Raw genomic sequence first — 18,021 nt, forward strand, 5'->3', positions numbered from 1 at the left:
CCGTCAGGGAAGTTCGATACCAACGACCTGGTCATGGCGTTTGCCGTACTGGGCTACAACATATTGCGCTGGATGGGACAGCACGCACTGCTGGGACCGGATGCGCCGGTGCGTCATCCGGCCAAACGTCGGCGGCTAAAAACCGTCATGCAGGAGCTGATGTATATGGCCTGCCGCCTGGTCAGCAGCGGCCGCCGTCTTTACCTGCGTTTTGGCCAACATTGCCCCGGGTTCAGGGCGTTCGGTTGCATCTACGAGTCGGTCTGATCCACTCGGCTTAACTCACCTCGTTCAACCGCCAAGCCACAAAGCGCCATGCATGGCAGGATGTTTTGTGGTTCCCGATAGCATTCAGAGCAAAAAAACGTCGGAGAAGACGGTGAATGATGCTGCAGTAGCGCAGATGCGGCGGCAGAATCCGGATAAGATCGAGCGGTGTTAAAGAATGTGGTTATATTCAATGCGGTGGCACGGCAATAGCAGATGAATTCACTGATTCAGGGTATATGCATCGGGAAAAACGATTAAGATGTCACCAATTTCTAGTTCGTCTGAACTAATATTTTGATATATTTGATTAGCAACCCATTCCGCTTGGCTGGCTTGATCGTCAAAACGCTCATATTTAATCGCATTTTCTGGTTCGATTAAGTCGTAAAAATATTCTGGTGTACGTTCACGGCTACGCTGTAAGGATACCTTCGTATCAAAATCCAGTGTACCTCCTACAACCTCATATCCAATATGATCCCAAAAGTCGGGATTTGGGAACATTCTAACAAGCCCTTCTTTCCGGTAAATACCAAGCCCAAGGGAAAGCGCAAGAGTTAATGTCCAAGGAGGATTTCGATAACATACAGGGAGCATTATATCCTGTTGTGGCTTACCCTGCTCATTAACCAAAGTAACGTTTGGAGTTCCGTTACTGTCTACTCCAAAAAGATTCTCTGGCGGCAGCATACTATATTCGCCGAGATTCTGTAGCTCATCATAAGCCCATACAATATGCTTTGGATTTTTAACGAAGCGATAAATTAGCTGAAAGAATGAAACTGGAAAATCCTGCGCTTCGTCTATCAATATATAATCATATATTGGTTTTACTTCTATATTTTCTATCGCTTTCAAAGCCTCAGCGCATGCTCCCTCAAAAGCGTTATCTATACCATACTTGCGTTTAGCATCACCCCAGCTCAGGGGGAATATACCTATTTCCAAGCAAATTTGAGCATAAAGCCCAACTGAGCTCGTACTTCCCCAAGCGTGCATTATTTGAAGATACTCTGGGTCTATATCTTCCTTAAGGTGCTCGAAGTAGAATCGAGACACAAGTTTTTCAAGCTGCTGATAAAGAGCCCTTGATTGGAAAGTGACCACTATATTCAAGGTAGGATCTATAGCATGAAGATAAGCCGCTTTCATTGATAGAATGATTGTCTTACCACATCCCGCTAGCCCTCGGATACGCTGGGGCTTTTCAGGTGACTCAATAGCTGCTTTCTTTTGCCATCTATCAAGGTTCGCAATTTCTTTTTCTATATTTTTTATCGCAGCACCTAGCGAGTCTTCATTTTCAACTTTGACTCGCTTACGGGCTGGTTTCAGAACACTTGTTTTTTGAATATTACCATTTATTAGTTTAAATTCACGATCACTTAACCCGTCTCCATCCGTGACATACGCTGGAACCTCGTCTAAAGTTATTATTTCAACATCATCAAAATCGTGTTCTTGGCGTATTGATACAACGTTAATATCAAATGTAAGGTCTCTACGTTTAACAAGCTGTCTTTCAGATAAAAATTTCCTGCTTAATCCGCGATATAAATCATCCTGATATTCTACAACTCGATCTTCATCATCTATAGAGGACGTAGTCAAATCAAAAATTACAACACCATGCTCCTGAGTAACTAATAGAGCATCGGTTAGAAGAGAATCATCATCAACATCGAATATGGGGTAGCCAATATAAAGGGTACCATCTAGGTCTAGTTCCTTTAGTTGATCGACAAGACCATTTACAGCTTGCGGATTTGTTTTCTTACCAAAAACAAAGTCAATCATTTTCCTATTTCCACTATAAGTTGAAGCATCGAAGTAACCACTAGGCGTCCAAGCATAGCTGCGAGATCCCAAGCTACTAGTGGGTTGATTGTAACTTCCAAAAGGCGCGCAAACAAACGGGCTAAGGGACTAGTGAATTCGCGAAGGCTCTAGTTTTGCAAGGTACATACGTAAGTACAATCGAGGCATCACAAACCCGCACCTACGTGAAAACGATGATTACGAGGGCAAGATAGCTAGGATAAAGAAGTGGTGGTGAGTCCAGCTCCCACCACCATCTGATTCAAACGAAAGAGCCCTGCCCCAACCGGTGGGGCTTTTTTGTTTTCGCCGTCAATTTTGTTTTTCCACCTGTGCCATCTCAACCAGCCAACGAAACAGGCGCAGTTGTGACGGCAGGTAAAACAGATACTCCGGGTGCCACTGCACGCCGATAATCGGCTGTCCTGACGTTGACTCTACCGCCTGTGTCAACTCATCCAGATCGCGCCCTACCACCCTGAGCCCATCTCCGGGTACGCGTACCGCCTGATGATGCAGACTATTCACACGCAGCTTTTCGCGCTCGCAGATACGCGCCAGTGCCGAGCCCTGTTCCAGCCGTACTTGCTTGGTGGGCAACAGCCCGGGACGGTTATAGGTCAAACGGCGCAGGTGACGAATGTCCTGATACAACAGCCCCCCCAGCACCACGTTGATCAGCTGAGAGCCACGGCAGATGCCCAACATCGGCAAACCGGTATCCAGCGCATGATGAATCCAGCGCATCTCCAGCTCATCCCGCTCCGGATCGAGTCGCACCGGCTCACTCAGCTCACCACCATAATGCTCGGGGCTGATGTCATCACCGCCCCCGATGATCAGGGCATCGACAGCAGTTTCGGGTACCTCATGGCGTACACTGACCCGCACCGCCTCCGCGCCTGCCAGACGCAGCGCCAATCGGGTGCACCACCAAGAGGGCGACCAGCGCCGACTGTTACCGGTTACTGCCACCCACGTTGCTGCAGCCATCCATCCACCTGTAGAACCCACTGTTTTCGATTGACTCCCAGCAGAGGCCTGTAAGCCTGCAACCAGGCCTGACTCAGCTCGGCTCTCGCTTCAGCGTCCGCCGCCAACTGCTCAACCACCCACCACTTGTTCCATTCGTTTGCCAACGACCAGGCCGGGTTTTCAATCTCACAGTTGGGCAGGCGATAGTGAAATGCTGGCCGAGACTTGATGCGATCATCCGGCACTTTCGCCTGCACTCGATCAGCGTCGAGATGCGACAGCAGGGGCAGCAGGTCAAGCGCCCGATTGCGGGTGGCGTTATGCGTAAGGTAATGCTCGAACAGCCAGTCAAGGTCAGTATCTGGAGCCTCCAACAGCTCACGAATGAAAGCTTCAGGGTACAGGTCAACATAGGGGGAGATCTTGCGGGCAATATTGACCGCATGAGACTCAACCAGCCACCACTGCAGCAGGCTATAAGCCACAACATAGGCCATGATGGTTTCGGCATCCAACGCGGGCAGTTCCGCATTGATATGCACACCCAAAGCCGCCACAAGCGAGTCACTGGTCCCCTTCGCTCCGGAGCGGCGCAGCATATCAACCAGTGCATCCAGCTCGTCCAGTTTATCCAGCGGCAAGGGTGGGCAAACAACCTCGACCGGAACCAGCAATGCAGCCGCCTGACTGACCATTCCGACCCATTCGGGTTCGGGCTGATCCGAATCAGTGGCCTGCTGCGCCTCGGCGGCCGTGCGCTTGAGCAGAGCCCAATCCAACTCCAGGTTATAGCTGCCCGAATCAGTTTTCAGCTTGCGTTCGGCAGCCGAGACCTGTTCCACCTCGGCCTTCAGCACCTGCTGCATCGCCACCAGCGCTTCATCCACATTGAGCCCGGTAAACTCAAGCTCAAACCCGATTCGGCGCATCTGGCCGTCATCCCTGTTAATCACCGCTGGCATGCGAAACGCCGTTGGCATGGGCTACCTCCAGTTGTCAGGCAGTGTTCATTTCACCCTAACGCAAGTATTGCTCCATGCAAAGACTCTGTAATCGGCTTTAGTGCTATGCAGTATCTGCCAGCTTCGTGCTAGTCTTGCACTAACAGGTAATTCAGGACCGGTTTGAAACGGTAATGACAAACGATAACAACAAGCCTACACACGACAGCCGCAACAACCTCACTCTGCCAAGCCAGCAGGAGTTGATGAGGATTCTGAACGAACAGCGTGTCGTACTGGACAACGCCAGTGTTGGCATCTGTTTTATCCTGCAGCGCCAGATTCAGCGCTGCAATCAGCGCTTTGCCGAAATTTACGGCTACGACAGCGCCGACCAACTGGTTGGCACCAGCAGCGAACAGCTGTATCCAGATAACCTCAGTTTTCGCAAGCTCGGCGTTGAAGCCTATCCCTCTCTTGCCCGAGGCGAGCGTTTCAGTACCGAACTGCAGATGCGCCGCGCCAGCGGCAAACCGTTCTGGTGCCGCGTTACCGGCAAAATGATCGACCCTTCCAGTCCCGAACAGGGCTCCATCTGGATCGTTGACGATATCGATCAGCAGCGTCATGCGGCAGATTCACTGGAACAGATTACGCGTCAACAGCAATTGATTTTGGACCATGCCATGGTGGGCATCGTCTTCCTGCACAACCGTCATGTCGCCAGCTGTAACCGGCGTTTTGCCGAGCTTCTGGGCTATGAAACTGACGAACTGATCGGCGTCAGTTCCCAGCTCTGGTATGCCGACAAGTCGATCTGGCAAGCGGCGGGAGAGCGTTACAATGCAGTGCTGTCTTCAGGCCGCGCCTTTGAAGCAGAGATGGAATTGATCCGCAAGGATGGTACCCGGTTCTGGTGTGACGTTCGCAGCAAGGCGGTAGACCCGAACGACCTGAGCAAGGGCGGCATCTGGATCATCATGGATATTTCCGACCGCAAAGCGACCGAGGCGGCTCTGGTCACCGCTCGCCAGCAGCTGGAGCAGCGAGTTGAGGAACGCACACGTGAGCTGGAACAGGTGGTCTCCAGCCTGCACCGTGAGATAGAGGAGCGCAAGATTGCAGAAGAGCGCATCCGCCATCTTGCTCAGCACGATAGCCTCACAGGCCTGCCAAACCGAGGCCTGTTCGAAAGCCGACTGCAAGAGCAAATCGCACAGGCCGAGACCCGTCAAGATGCGCTGGCGGTTCTATTCGTGGATCTGGATCGCTTCAAGCACATCAACGACTCCCTCGGTCATCACGAAGGCGATATGCTCTTGCGCAGCCTGGCCGAGCGACTGCGGCAGGCAGTGGGGCAGCAGGGTACCCTGTCACGCATCGGTGGTGATGAGTTTGTCATCATGCTCAATGACATCAAACCGCGCAGCCGCATTGAACAGCTGATCATGCGTCTCCAGGCTGCACTGGTTCCGGTTTTCCGCGTGGGGGTACAGGAGTTCAGAATATCTTCCAGCATCGGTGTGGCGGTTTACCCGGAAGACGGCCATACGCCTCAGGCACTGATTCAGCATGCCGATGCCGCCATGTATCGTGCCAAGGCGAACGGCCGCAACCGGTACCACTTTTACAATCACCGACTCGATAATGAGCAGAGTGAACGCGTTGAGCTGGAAAATGCGTTGTTCCAGGCCCTGCGCCACGAGGAGTTTGAGCTGCACTATCAGCCTCAAATCGAAATTCAGAGCGGTCGCATTATCGGCGTTGAGGCATTGATTCGCTGGCAACGGCCAGGCCACGGAATGGTATCACCCGCGAATTTCATTCCGCTGGCTGAAGAGAACGGACTGATCACAGAGATCGGCAGTTGGGTACTGGAACGCGCCTGTGCCCAGCTGCAGCAGTGGCAACAGCAAGGGCTTGACCTTCGGGTGTCGGTCAATTTGTCGGCACCTCAGCTGGACGATGCCAATTTTTGTGACAAGGTAGCACGCTGCCTCAAGCGCTACCGGCTTGACCCCAGCCAACTTGAGCTGGAGCTGACCGAAAGTATCATCATGAAACATGTGGACCAAACCATCCAGCTGCTGGAACAACTGGATAAAATGGGGGTTCACCTGAGCGTAGACGATTTCGGCACCGGCTACTCAAGCCTGAGCTACCTCAAGCGTTTCCCGCTTAACAAGCTCAAGATCGATCAGTCCTTCGTGCGTGAAATCTGTGTTGATCCTGATGATGCCACCATCTGTCGCACCATCATCTCCATGGCAGACAACCTCAACCTGACAGTCATTGCCGAGGGGGTTGAAGATGCCGATCAGCTGGCCATGCTGGCCGAGTTTGGCTGCCATCAGTATCAGGGCTACTTTTTCAGTCGCCCGGTACCGGCAGAACAGATTCCTGATCTGTTTGACAATACCGAGCAGCCGGAGCGGTGGAACTACCAGATCTGAGCTACTTGCTCATGCCACCCATAATGCCTCGGACAGCCGCCGGGATATCGCCGGGCAACAGTACGATCTTGGCATTCTCACCCGCTGACATCTCCTTAATCGCATCCACATACTTTTCACCCAGCAGGAACATCACCGGCAATTCGTTGCCCTGAATCGCTGAGGTCACTTTTTCGATGGCAGCCTGACTGGCTTCCGCCAATACCACCTTGGCCTCGGCATCACGACGCGATGCTTCCAGTCGTCCTTCCGCTTCCAGTATGGCGGCAGCCTTTTCACCACCAGCCCGAGTTACAGTGGCACGGCGCTGACGTTCGGCTGCCGCCTGCTCTTCCATCGCTGTCTGCATAGTCTGGGACGGATTGATATCCTGAATTTCGACCGTTTTCAGGGTAATGCCCCAATCTGCGATATCGTCGGAGATCGCGCCCTTGAGCTTGGCCTTGATACTGTCACGATTGGACAGAGCCTCGTCCAGATTCATCTCGCCTACAATAGAGCGCAGCGACGTCTGCACCAGATTCTGGATCGCAAAGCGGTAGTCTTCGACACCGTAGACCGCCTTTTCCGGCGACACAATATTAATGTAGGCCACAGCATTGGCGATGATCACCGCATTATCGAGCGTGATCACATCCTGTGAAGGAATATCCAGCACGATATCCTTGGTCGTCACCTTGTAGGCCACGGTATCAATATAGGGGAAAATGATGTTCAGCCCTGGTCCCAGCGTCTTGTGGTACTTGCCCAGCCGCTGCACCACATGCTTACTGCCCTGAGGCACAATTTTGACACCCAGAAACAGGGTGACTACTACCAAAGCCAGAAATACTCCAGCCATTGTCAATCCATCGATCAGCATTCGTTTATCCTCATGCAATCACTTGAAGGTTTGGTTGTATCAGCGTTTTCTGACAATCAGAGTGTTGCCGGAAATTTCCGTTATCACCACTCGATCACCCACTTCGACCGGCTGCTCACAGATGAACTCCCATTCATCATCACCCAGTACCGGCGTGGTAAATCTGACTCGCCCTCGCCGCTCGACTTGCGGGGCTTCTATCACCTGCCCGGTTTCACCCAGTACCGCCTCGCGTGAAATACCGGCTTTGGTTCGGTCTCGCATCATGGGTCGCAATAGTCGAAACCAGGCCAGCGCAAACAGACCCGATCCGATTGCCCACAGTACCAACTGCAGGTTCAGTGTAAGCTCGGGCAGCAACCAGACCAGCAGCGCCATCAGCAAAGCACCGAGCCCAAACCAGAAAATGGTAAAGCTGGGCACCACCAGCTCGGCCAATATCAGCAGCATGCCAAACACGACCCAGTGCCAGTATTCGATCTGAAACTCCATGATGCGTCCTTGTATGGAAAGAGGTAGAAGGGATTATGCAACGCCTGCCATAGCAGGTCGATATGATTAGCACTAATTGAGGATGCTCCGATATTACGCAGGTGCAGCAATATTATTAAACCCGGCGTATAATTCGCCGCGATAAAAACAACTCAAACTGCATGACAGCCCTTAGGGCTGAGAGAGAAACCTGCCATGTCGACGAGCACACCCGGTGCGCTGGCGCACAATTTTCTGGGCAATGCCCCTGCCTGGTACAAGCAGACAATTGTACTCTTCCTGATCATTAATCCGGTTTGTCTCTGGCTGTTTGGCCCTCAGGCGACCGGCTGGCTTCTGATCGCCGAGTTTATTTTCACCCTGGCCATGGCACTCAAGTGCTACCCGCTGTTGCCTGGCGGATTGCTCGCCACCGAGGCCCTGCTGTTGGGCATGACCTCGCCTGAAACCCTCTATGCCGAGATTCAGACCAATCTGCCGGTCATTCTACTGCTGATGTTCATGGTGGCCGGGATCTATTTCATGAAGAGCCTGCTGCTGGTGACCTTTACCAATATTCTGCTGCATGTGCGCTCCAAGTACCTGTTGGCGCTAATGTTCAGCATGACCGCCGCCCTGCTCTCCGCATTTCTTGACGCACTCACCGTCACGGCCGTCATCATCAGCGTAGCGGTGGGCTTCTACTCCGTTTACCACAAGGTAGCTTCCGGCAAGGGACATCAGCACAATACACACGACCACGGCAGCGACCAGGAAGTGGTTGACCTGCATAGGGATGATCTGGAAGGCTTTCGCGCCTTTCTGCGCAGCCTGCTGATGCACAGTGCCATTGGTACCGCCCTGGGGGGCGTATGTACGCTGGTCGGCGAGCCACAGAACCTGCTGATTGCCAAAACAGCCGGCTGGGATTTTGCCGACTTCTTTATCAAGATGGCCCCCATCGCCATGCCGGTACTGGCGGCCGGGCTGATCACTTGCGTGCTGCTGGAGAAATTTAAGCTGTTCGGCTACGGCGTCAAGTTGCCTCGTCCCGTTCTGCAGGTGCTGAAGGAGTTTGCCGATGCCGAGCGCGCCAAGCGTACCCAGAGCCAAAAAGCCGCACTGATCGTTCAGGCAGTTGCTGCCGCCATACTGGTCGTCGGACTGGCCCTGCACTTGGCGGAAGTAGGCCTTATCGGCCTGCTGGTGATCATCCTGATCACCTCTTTTAACGGCGTAACCGACGAGCATCAGATCGGCAAGGCCTTTCAGGAAGCACTGCCCTTCACATCACTGCTGGTGGTCTTCTTCGCCATTGTGGCAGTCATTCACGAGCAGCACCTGTTCAGTCCAATTATCGCGGCAGTACTGGCACTGCCGCCAGAGCAACAGCCCGGCATGTTCTTCCTCGCCAACGGCGTATTGTCGATGATCTCCGACAACGTGTTCGTCGCCACGGTTTATATCAGCGAAATCAAGCAGGCACTGGATAACGGCGCTATCAGCCGCGAGCATTTTGATCGTCTGGCAGTGGCTATCAATACCGGCACCAACCTGCCCAGCGTTGCCACGCCCAACGGCCAGGCCGCCTTCCTGTTCCTGTTGACCTCGGCCATCGCACCACTGGTACGGTTATCATATGGTCGCATGGTGATCATGGCTCTGCCTTACACTGTGGTGTTGGGCGGGGTAGGACTGCTGTCGGTGATGCTGTTCATCAAGGCTTGAAGGCTTTGCGCTCACCCTGAGGCGAGCGCATCAACGCACCAGCGGCCAGCCCAGCAGCAATGTGGTCAGCGTAACCGCACCGATCAGTAGGTTCATGGGCACTCCAACTTTGAGAAAATCACTGAAGCGATAGCCACCGGGACCATACACCATGAGGTTGGTCTGATACCCAAGCGGGGTCGCAAAACTGGCTGAAGCGGCAATCATGATGGCAAAAATGAACGGCTCATGCTGCAGACCGGCACGTTCAGTCACCTCCAGTACGATCGGTAACATCAGAACGGCGGCAGCATTATTGGTGATGATTTCGGTCAGGATGGATACGGCCAGATAAGTCAGCAACAACAATAGCCAAGGCGTGCCTGCACTCAGGTCGACAATCGCATGGGCGATCCAGCCTGACACACCGGTTTTCTGCAGCGCAGCCCCCAGTGCAAAGGACGCTGCGATGGTCAAAATCACGGTCAGATCGAGGCTCTTTTCTGCCTGAGACACACTACAGCAACCGGTCACTACCATTAAGCCGGCGCCCACCAGTGCCGCATTGAGCATACTGGTCGCACCTGTACCGGCGGCAAGCACAATCGCGGCCAGAATACCCCAGGCCAGCCAGGCACGCTCATGCCGCGGCTGGGACTTGTCCAGGTCGTTAATCAACAGGAAGTCCTTGTTGTAGCGCTGGCGACTCACAAAGGCCGGACGTGCTTCAAGCAGAAGAGTATCCCCAGCTTCCAGAACGATATTGCCCAGATTGCCCTGTACTCGTTCCCCATTGCGTGCTACTGCCAACACAACAGCACCGTAGCGATCCCGAAAACGGGCATCACGGATTGCGTGGCCGACGGCGTCACAGTGAGGTGACACCACCGCTTCAACCAGACTGCGTTCGGCACGGTCCAGGTTGAGCGTATCGGAGTGGCCGTTTTCCGGCGAGGGGATGATTCCATTGATGCGCAGCAGGTCTGAAATGGCCTCGGTATCGCCAGCAAACACCAGTCTGTCACCGTCGCGCAGCTTTTCTTCGGACGGCACTGCGGTCACGATATTGCCGTTGCGCTCAATTTCGACCAGATAGACCCTATCCAGACTGCGCAACCCCGCCTGCTCCACGCTTTGGCCCACCAGCGGCCCACCGGGCGCCACGGCCACCTCAAGGGTGAACTCACGCAGATTGGCAAAAGCGCGTTTTTCACTGCGATCCGGCAGCAGACGCGGAAACACCAGCCAGATAAATGCCAGGCCAACCAGTACCACCGGCAGCGCAACGGCGGTAATCGAGAACAGCGACAGGCCGGCTTCACCGGTCAGCTCCTGGTACTGACCGTTCACGACCAGGTTGGTGCTGGTTCCGATCAGCGTCAGCGTACCGCCCAGAATGGCACTGTAGCTGAGCGGAATCATCAGTTTGGATGCGGGAATATTGATCTTGCGCGACCAGGCATGGATCGCCGGAATCATGGTCGCTACTACGGGGGTGTTGTTGAGAAAGCCGCTGAGCAGCACCACCGGCGCAAAGATGCGGGCCAATGCACCACGCACCCCTTTCGGTTTGCCCAGTACACGGTTGACCAGCATGTCGACACCGCCGGAAGAGTGAATTCCGGCCGCTACTACAAACATGCAGGCAACGGTTATCAAGCCAGAGTTGGAAAAGCCGGACAGGGCCTCACTGGGGCTCAGCACGCCACTGATACTGAGCAGTGCCAGCACCGCCATCATCACGATGTGCGGTCCTATGCGCGTCAGTATCAGTACGGCCAGTGCCGTAACCATCAAACTCAGTGCAAACCAGCCCTGCCACTCCACAGCGATAACCCGTATCCGTTAAAAACCACCAAGATACAGGGTTATTTTGATTCTATAAAAGAATAATAAATAACAAATTTATTCGTTTAAAGAATATAAATTATCAACTTCCCGCGCGGCCTGTAACGCATCTCAAGCATCTACCGACGTCTTGAAACGAGCGATCAGGCCACGCATGGAGTCCGATTCCTGACGCAGGGCATTACTGACTTCCCGTGCGCTGCCAACGCTTGCCACCAGTGAATCGGCACTCTCTTCCAGCGCCTGTGCCCGGCGACCTACACGGCCGGTTTCATCACGCTGAGTCGCGATTGCATCGCTGATACCGGAGCTGTGACTCTCCAGTTCAACAAACTGCTCCTGCAGCCGTTCCAGGAACGCGCGCAGAGCCGTAATATGGGATCGGTTTTGACTACCGGCATCACGCATGCCACCCAGTTGTTGCTCGACCTCTTTTACACCGGCCACCAGCTCTTCAACCCACTGACGTATGTCACGGGTGGAATCCGAGGTGCGCTGCGACAGCACTCTGACCTCATCCGCAACCACCGCAAAGCCGCGCCCGTGCTCGCCGGCACGAGCGGCCTCAATGGCAGCGTTCAAGGCCAGTAGGTTGGTCTGCTCGGCAACATCTGCAATGATGCTGATCACTTGGCTGATTCGGCCACTGGATTCGGTCAGGGTCGTAATCGACTCGCTGACCCGGTTGATAATACTGACCGCGTGATCTGCTGCCTGCTCGCTGCTGAGGATGCCCTGCTGTGCTTCCGCATTGGCTGCCAGTGCTTCACGGACTGTATTGGCGGACTGCTCGCTGGCCGCTTCGATGGCAGTGGACTGATTCGCGATGTTGTTCATGGACTGGTTTACATCATCAATCAATCGACGCGTTTGCGTTGACGTGCTGTGAAGGGTTTCCGCCTCCCGATCCAGCTGAGCAGAGCGTTCGGTCAAACCGCTGGCAGCCGTTCGGACGTCACCAACAAACTGCTCAAAGCGTTGTACCAAACCACTTAACGCCCGATTCACGCCGGCCACTTCATCATTGCCTTCGACCATTGGCACACCGCTCAAGTCACTGTTGCGATCCATGGCGCTCAGGTCCCGCTCCATGCGCTGCAGACGCAGAATGACGGTATGACGCAGCCAGAGCGTCATGCTGACAACAATCACCAGAAACAGAATTGAGCCACCAAACAGATAATTCTGCTGACTTGCAAGAAACGTCAGCAGCTCCTGTGCGGCCAGGGACAGCCCATCGCGACTGGTTTGCTGGCGCTCAGCAATCACCTTAAGCATGGGCTCCAGTGCCGGTACCAGATCAAAGTCCACCACCTGTCCGACACGGTAGTAACTTTTTTCATTGATGCCCTTGTCCATGGCATCCAGATACGCCATCACACGGTCAAACTCCGCCTGATGCGCTTCGGCCCAAGCGCTCAGGCCCGCATTGTTTTCAATTCGCTGCCAATGACTGGGCAGCGCCTGCTTCAAATCAGCATGAGTCGGTTCAATTTCATCCCACAGCAACAGCTGGGCCTTGGTTTTATAGGACAGGTCCTGCAGTTTGCGGTGATCCTGCTCAAGATCCACCAGCAGCCAGGTTTCCTCCAAGCTGGTGTGGATCAGGTTATTGGAGGCTTCTTCAGCCTTGATAATGATACTCCAGGCCAGCGTAGCCAGACCGGCCAGCGCAAGCACGCAGAGGAAGGCAAAAAACAGAATACGAAAACGGACTGTGCCAAGCATAATGACTCCAAATGCATACTACGCTCGGCAGGATATGTCTGAGGGATGACTGTTTGATGACAGCACCACCGACGGGTCTATTAACTCACCGGCTGCAGCGCTCAATCAGTACTTGATAACGCTCAACGGCGTGCGAGGTCAGGCCCTTTTAACCGTGGCAAACCAAGGGAGATCAATAGCGTCGTGACCAGCATGGCGGTCGAAATCCAGAGGCAAGCCTGCAAACCGCTGCTACCCATACCTGCCAACTGGAATACCCAGCCGGACAGCAGCGTACCGATCAGACGCCCCATGGCATTAGCCATGTAGTAAAAACCCACGTCCAGCGATACGCCGTCACTGCCTGCGTAACTCACAATCAGATAACTGTGCAGCGACGAATTGACGGCAAAGACTGCACCGAACAGCAACAGGCCGCCGATCAGCACGGCATCAGGATTCAGTTCGTACAGGAGTCCCAACGCTATCAGGGCCGGCAAAAGCGCCAGCAGTGCGACCCAGACAACCGCCGCAGCGCCGTCAGGCACCTTCCCGGCCGCCTTGCCGGTCAGCCGGGGAGCAAGCGCCTGTACCATGCCGTAGCCGATCACCCAGAGCGCCAGAAAACCGCCGGTCTGGCTGTGATTCCAGCCCAGTGTCTGCGACAGAAACACCGGCAGGGCGACCACAAACCAGACATCGCGGGCGCCAAACAGGAACATCCGCGCCGCCGACAGTATGTTGATGGCACGGCTTTTGGAGAAGATGTCGCGAAACTTCGGCTTGTTTTTCGCCTTGCCCAGATCCTGCTTCAGCAATACCAGACTCAGCAACCACACCAGCGTCAGTGCCACTGCCATCGCCGCCACGGCCCCGGCAAAGCCCAGCCACATCAGCAGCGCGCCACCGAGGAAAAAGCCCACCCCCTTGAGCGCATTCTTCGAGCCGGTCAGCAGCGCCACCCATTTGTAGAGCGTGCCCTGCGCATCCGCCGGCACCAGCAGCTTGATCGAGCTTTTGGCGCTCATCTTGTTCAGGTCCTTGGCGATGCCGGACAGCGCCTGCGCCGCCATCACCCAGGGTACGGTGAGCCAGGCGGCCGGCACCAGCAGCATCGTCAGGGCAATCACCTGCAGTGCCAGACCGATGTTCATGGTGCGGTTGAGGCCCAGGTGGGCCCCCAGCCAGCCCCCCACCAGATTGGTGATCACGCCGAATATTTCATAGAACAGAAACAACAGCGCGATCTCCAGCGGCGAATAGCCCAGGCCATGAAAGTGCAGCACCACCAGCATGCGTAGGGCACCGTCGGTCAGGGTAAAGGCCCAGTAGTTGCCGGTGACCACCAGATACTGGCGGATGGCAGGGGAAAGCCGGCTCAGCATTTACGCGCGTCCTACCTTCAGCGCCAGTTCGGCGGTGCGGTTGGCGTAGCCCCACTCGTTGTCGTACCAGACATAGAGCTTCACCTGAGTGCCGTTCACCACCATGGTCGAAAGCGCATCGATGATGCCCGAGCGTGGATCGGTCTTGTAATCGATCGATACCAGCGGGCGTTCTTCATAACCCAGAATGCCTTTCAGCTCGCCTTCGGCAGCGGCTTTCAACATCTCGTTGACCTCTTCCACCGTTGTCTCGCGGGCGACTTCAAACACGCAGTCGGTGATGGAGGCGTTGGCCAGCGGCACACGAATGGCGTGACCGTTCAGTTTGCCCTTCAGTTCCGGGAAGATATGGGTGATCGCGGTGGCGGAGCCGGTGGTGGTCGGGATCAGGCTCATGCCGCAGGCACGAGCACGGCGCAGATCCTTGTGCGGCGCGTCGAGAATGGTCTGGGTATTGGTGATGTCATGGATGGTGGTCATGGAACCGTGCTTGATGCCCAGCTGCTCATGAATCACCTTCACCACCGGTGCCAGACAGTTGGTGGTGCAGGACGCGGCCGTGACGATGCGGTGCTGCGCCGGATCAAACAGATGATCGTTCACCCCCATCACCAGATCCAGCACGCCTTCCTGCTTCACCGGCGCGGTGACCACCACCCGCTTCACGCCCTGATCCAGATAGGCCTGCAGCACCTCTTTCTTCTTCATCTTGCCAGAGGCTTCGATTACCAGATCGCAGCCGGACCAATCGGTCTCTTCGATGCTCTTGTTGCGGCTGATCGCGATACGCTGAGAGCCGATCAACATACTTTCGCCTTCGGCCAGCGCCTCATGCTGCCAGCGACCGTGCACAGAATCGAAGTTCATCAGGTGTGCCAATGTGGCGGCATCACCGGCCGGATCGTTGATCTGCACGATCTCTACATCGCGTTGATCAAACAGTACCCGCATGGTCAGTCGCCCCATACGCCCAAAGCCATTGATCCCCACCTTCATGGTCATGGTGTAACTCCTTCACTGAAAATCGGTTTAAGGTTGCCCAGCACTACCGGCGAGAAGGCAAAGGCCGACCCAAAGGGTCATGTAGCGTTCAAAAACGCCCATTTCGTTTTTGCTTATCCCAACAGTTTCTGAATCTCGTCCGCGCTGGCCACCTTGCCTTCGACCAGAATTTCATCGTCAATAGCCAATGCCGGGGTACGCATGACCCCCGCATCAATGATGGCATTGGTGTCGGTGACCTTCTCGATCTCGCAGGCAATGCCCTTGGCGTTCGCCGCCTGCTCGGCATTCTCGGTCAACTGTTTGCATTTGGCACAGCCACTGCCGTAAATGGTGAATTTCATCCTGTTTTCCTCATACTCAGCGTTTCGAATCAGACTGGCCTGCTCAGGCATGCCAGATATTGCCGTATACATAACCGGTGATGGTGGCCATCACGACGACCAGTGCACAGTAGACCAGTGTCTTCTCGGTGCCCAGAATGGTGCGGATCACCAGCATGTTGGGCAGTGACAGTGCAGGGCCCGCCAGCAGCAAGGCCAGCGCGGGCCCCTTGCCCATTCCGGCCCCCATCAGTGCCTCTACGATCGGCACTTCAGTCAGTGTCGAGAAGTACATCAGTGCACCGAGGAAAGAGGCGAGAATGGTCGACAGCAGGCTGTTGTCACCCACGGCGGCCGCCACCCATTGTGACGGGATGATGCCTTCACTGCCCGGGCGCCCCAGCGCAAAGCCGGCGACAAACACCCCGGCCAGCAGCAGGGGCAAAATCTGTTTGGCAAAATCCCAGCTTTGTACGGCCCACTCCCGATCCTGCTCACGCAGGCTTGAGATGATCATCAAGCCGGCGATACCGATGGCAAACGGCAGCTCGGGAGCAACCGGCACCAGCCAGGCCACCGCCACTACCACGCCACCCAACAGCAGCAGCTGATAAGCGGGCCAGTGCCAACGCCAGACCAGCAGCGCAGCCAGCAGTGATGCCAGCACAGCGGTAATCGGCCACTTCCATTCATACACCGCCATCCAGGCCTCACTGTCGGCCACCGCCCAGTTGGCAAAGACCAGAATACCGACCATCAGGGCAAAGAAGCCGACAATAACCCTCATAGGGCGATCGCCCGACTCACCCTCAAAACCTCGGCTGCTCTTCACTGAGCGCTCTGCTTCCTCCTTGCGGTAAATCAGATGCATGATGGTGCCGATCACCAGCGCAAACAGAATGGCACCCACAGCACGGGCGATACCGATCTCGGCACCGAGTACCTTGGCCGTCACCACCACCGCCATCACATTGATCGCCGGGCCGGAATAGAGAAAGGCGATCGCGGCCCCAAGACCCGCGCCCCGCTTGTAGATGCCGCCGAACAGCGGCAGTACCGTACAGGAGCACACCGCCAGCAAGGTGCCCGAAACGGAGGCCACGCTGAACGCGACCGGCTTGGATGCATCAGGCCCAAGGTAACGCATCACGGCACCCTGGCTGATATAGACCGCCATGGCGCCGGCGATCAGAAACGCGGGCAGTAAACAGAGGATGACATGTTCACGCGCATACCAGTTGGTCAGGCGCACCGCTTCAAGTACGGCGTTGTCAAAGCGCGCCGTACCCGCCGGTACAAAATAGATGGCGATAAAGGCCGCCAGCATGAGAAACAGCAGGTTGCCCTCGCGTCGGTTACTCTCATAGAGTCTGAGCAGCTGTCCGTACATGACCATTACCGTCCTGTTCAAGGTTAATCGTCGGATTGAATCCCGCAGGCAGTGCCGCCCTTGCTTGGGCGATCACCCATTGCGTCCAAACGCGCCAGTGGCTCGTTCAGCATGCGATTGCCGTGCTCACGTGTCTGGCGCAGTACGTCCCGCATCCAGTCATGCAACAGGGGATGGAGCCGGTAAAACACCCACTGTCCCTGGCGACGGTCCAGCAGCAGCCCCGCCTTGCGCAGCTGGCCAAGATGGCGTGAAATTTTGGGCTGTGGCATGTCTAGGGCCGTCATCAGCTCACACACACACAGTTCCCCTTCCTGCTCTATCAACAGCAGGCTGAGCAGGCGCGTTTCATCCGCCAGCGACTTGTAGAACTCCAGCGGCTGCAACACCTTCACCTGCGAGTTCACGTCCTTGCTGTTCACCAGCATGAACAGACGGATTCGCTCGCTGATCTCCTGCAGGGTACGTTCAAACGCTTTCGGATCATTGCTCGCCTTGGGATCCGGGAAATCCCAGGCCATCACCACACCACCGCTGGGCCAGTATCGACACTCACGATGCGCCTTGTCGCACAGGCTGATCACATAATCGAAATTCTGATCTCCAAGGCTCTCAACCGACTTTGAGACAAGCCCCTGAGCCTCCAGTCCGAAGCCCTTCAGCGCCTCCAGGGTACGGGGATCGACCGTTGAGGGCTCTGTGCCGGCACTGAATACGTCAAATCGATCACCGCCGAAATGACGCAGCAGCACTTCAGCCATCTGTGAGCGGGCGGAGTTGGCCGAACAAAGGAAAAGGACACGTGTTTTCATATCTACCCCGTCTTCATTTAAAAGGCAGAATATATGAAAAAACATATATGTAAAGTT

At 55.3% G+C, this 18,021-nt stretch carries 14 protein-coding genes and 1 pseudogene; 3 read left to right on the top strand and 12 right to left on the bottom strand.

Annotation, left to right across the window (positions count from 1 at the left end):
* A pseudogene (locus ABIE61_RS09970) lies at positions 1–267 on the top strand (IS1380 family transposase); the annotation flags it as partial.
* A 222-nt stretch (positions 268–489) separates the two neighbouring features.
* Here ABIE61_RS09970 and ABIE61_RS09975 read toward each other — a convergent pair.
* The 3 genes from ABIE61_RS09975 to ABIE61_RS09985 form a co-directional block, all read right to left on the bottom strand.
* The gene (locus ABIE61_RS09975; protein ID WP_354409023.1) at positions 490–2,067 is read right to left on the bottom strand and encodes a DEAD/DEAH box helicase; all 1,578 of its coding nucleotides are present in this window, start codon (positions 2,065–2,067) and stop codon (positions 490–492) included.
* A 333-nt stretch (positions 2,068–2,400) separates the two neighbouring features.
* Entirely contained in the window at positions 2,401–3,081 is a 681-nt protein-coding gene (locus ABIE61_RS09980; protein ID WP_354409026.1) for a gamma-glutamyl-gamma-aminobutyrate hydrolase family protein, read from the bottom strand.
* The gene (locus ABIE61_RS09985) at positions 3,054–4,043 is read right to left on the bottom strand and encodes an amidoligase family protein (protein WP_206840997.1); all 990 of its coding nucleotides are present in this window, start codon (positions 4,041–4,043) and stop codon (positions 3,054–3,056) included. The genes ABIE61_RS09980 and ABIE61_RS09985 overlap by 28 nt, the downstream gene beginning before the upstream one ends.
* Positions 4,044–4,198: 155 nt before the next feature.
* Here ABIE61_RS09985 and ABIE61_RS09990 point away from each other — a divergent pair, with 155 nt between their 5' ends.
* Complete coding sequence (locus ABIE61_RS09990; RefSeq protein ID WP_354409029.1) at positions 4,199–6,457, top strand: sensor domain-containing protein; 2,259 nt, start codon at positions 4,199–4,201, stop codon at positions 6,455–6,457.
* A gap of 1 nt (position 6,458) precedes the next feature.
* Here ABIE61_RS09990 and ABIE61_RS09995 read toward each other — a convergent pair whose 3' ends face one another.
* Positions 6,459–7,298, bottom strand: a complete 840-nt coding sequence (locus ABIE61_RS09995) for an SPFH domain-containing protein (RefSeq protein ID WP_175527668.1) — start codon at positions 7,296–7,298, stop codon at positions 6,459–6,461.
* A gap of 60 nt (positions 7,299–7,358) precedes the next feature.
* Positions 7,359–7,811 carry an NfeD family protein gene (locus tag ABIE61_RS10000; protein WP_354409032.1) on the bottom strand — a complete coding sequence of 151 codons (453 nt, stop codon included), beginning with the start codon at positions 7,809–7,811 and terminating at the stop codon, positions 7,359–7,361.
* Positions 7,812–8,006: 195 nt separating this feature from the next.
* Here ABIE61_RS10000 and nhaB point away from each other — a divergent pair, with 195 nt between their 5' ends.
* Positions 8,007–9,518: a sodium/proton antiporter NhaB gene (gene nhaB / locus ABIE61_RS10005; RefSeq protein WP_354409035.1), complete on the top strand. Its 1,512-nt coding sequence runs from the start codon at positions 8,007–8,009 to the stop codon at positions 9,516–9,518.
* A gap of 30 nt (positions 9,519–9,548) precedes the next feature.
* Here nhaB and ABIE61_RS10010 read toward each other — a convergent pair whose 3' ends face one another.
* From ABIE61_RS10010 to ABIE61_RS10040, 7 genes are all read right to left on the bottom strand, one after another.
* Entirely contained in the window at positions 9,549–11,324 is a 1,776-nt protein-coding gene (locus tag ABIE61_RS10010) for an SLC13 family permease (protein WP_354409038.1), read from the bottom strand.
* A gap of 132 nt (positions 11,325–11,456) precedes the next feature.
* Positions 11,457–13,073 (bottom strand): methyl-accepting chemotaxis protein, encoded by a 1,617-nt coding sequence (locus tag ABIE61_RS10015; protein ID WP_354409041.1) that lies wholly within the window; start codon positions 13,071–13,073, stop codon positions 11,457–11,459.
* 122 nt (positions 13,074–13,195) lie between these two features.
* Positions 13,196–14,437 (bottom strand): organoarsenical effux MFS transporter ArsJ, encoded by a 1,242-nt coding sequence (gene arsJ, locus ABIE61_RS10020; protein ID WP_354409043.1) that lies wholly within the window; start codon positions 14,435–14,437, stop codon positions 13,196–13,198.
* Entirely contained in the window at positions 14,438–15,439 is a 1,002-nt protein-coding gene (locus tag ABIE61_RS10025; protein ID WP_354409046.1) for an ArsJ-associated glyceraldehyde-3-phosphate dehydrogenase, read from the bottom strand. It lies immediately after the preceding gene.
* 113 nt (positions 15,440–15,552) lie between these two features.
* Positions 15,553–15,783 (bottom strand): thioredoxin family protein, encoded by a 231-nt coding sequence (locus ABIE61_RS10030; RefSeq protein ID WP_091827150.1) that lies wholly within the window; start codon positions 15,781–15,783, stop codon positions 15,553–15,555.
* A 43-nt stretch (positions 15,784–15,826) separates the two neighbouring features.
* On the bottom strand, positions 15,827–17,152 hold the full coding sequence (locus ABIE61_RS10035) for a permease (RefSeq protein WP_354409049.1): 1,326 nt from the start codon (positions 17,150–17,152) through the stop codon (positions 15,827–15,829).
* 23 nt (positions 17,153–17,175) lie between these two features.
* On the bottom strand, positions 17,176–17,964 hold the full coding sequence (locus ABIE61_RS10040; RefSeq protein ID WP_354409051.1) for a metalloregulator ArsR/SmtB family transcription factor: 789 nt from the start codon (positions 17,962–17,964) through the stop codon (positions 17,176–17,178).
* Positions 17,965–18,021 lie beyond the last annotated feature (57 nt).

This window comes from Marinobacterium sp. MBR-111 (genome assembly GCF_040547585.1).
GTDB lineage: Bacteria > Pseudomonadota > Gammaproteobacteria > Pseudomonadales > Balneatricaceae > Marinobacterium > Marinobacterium iners.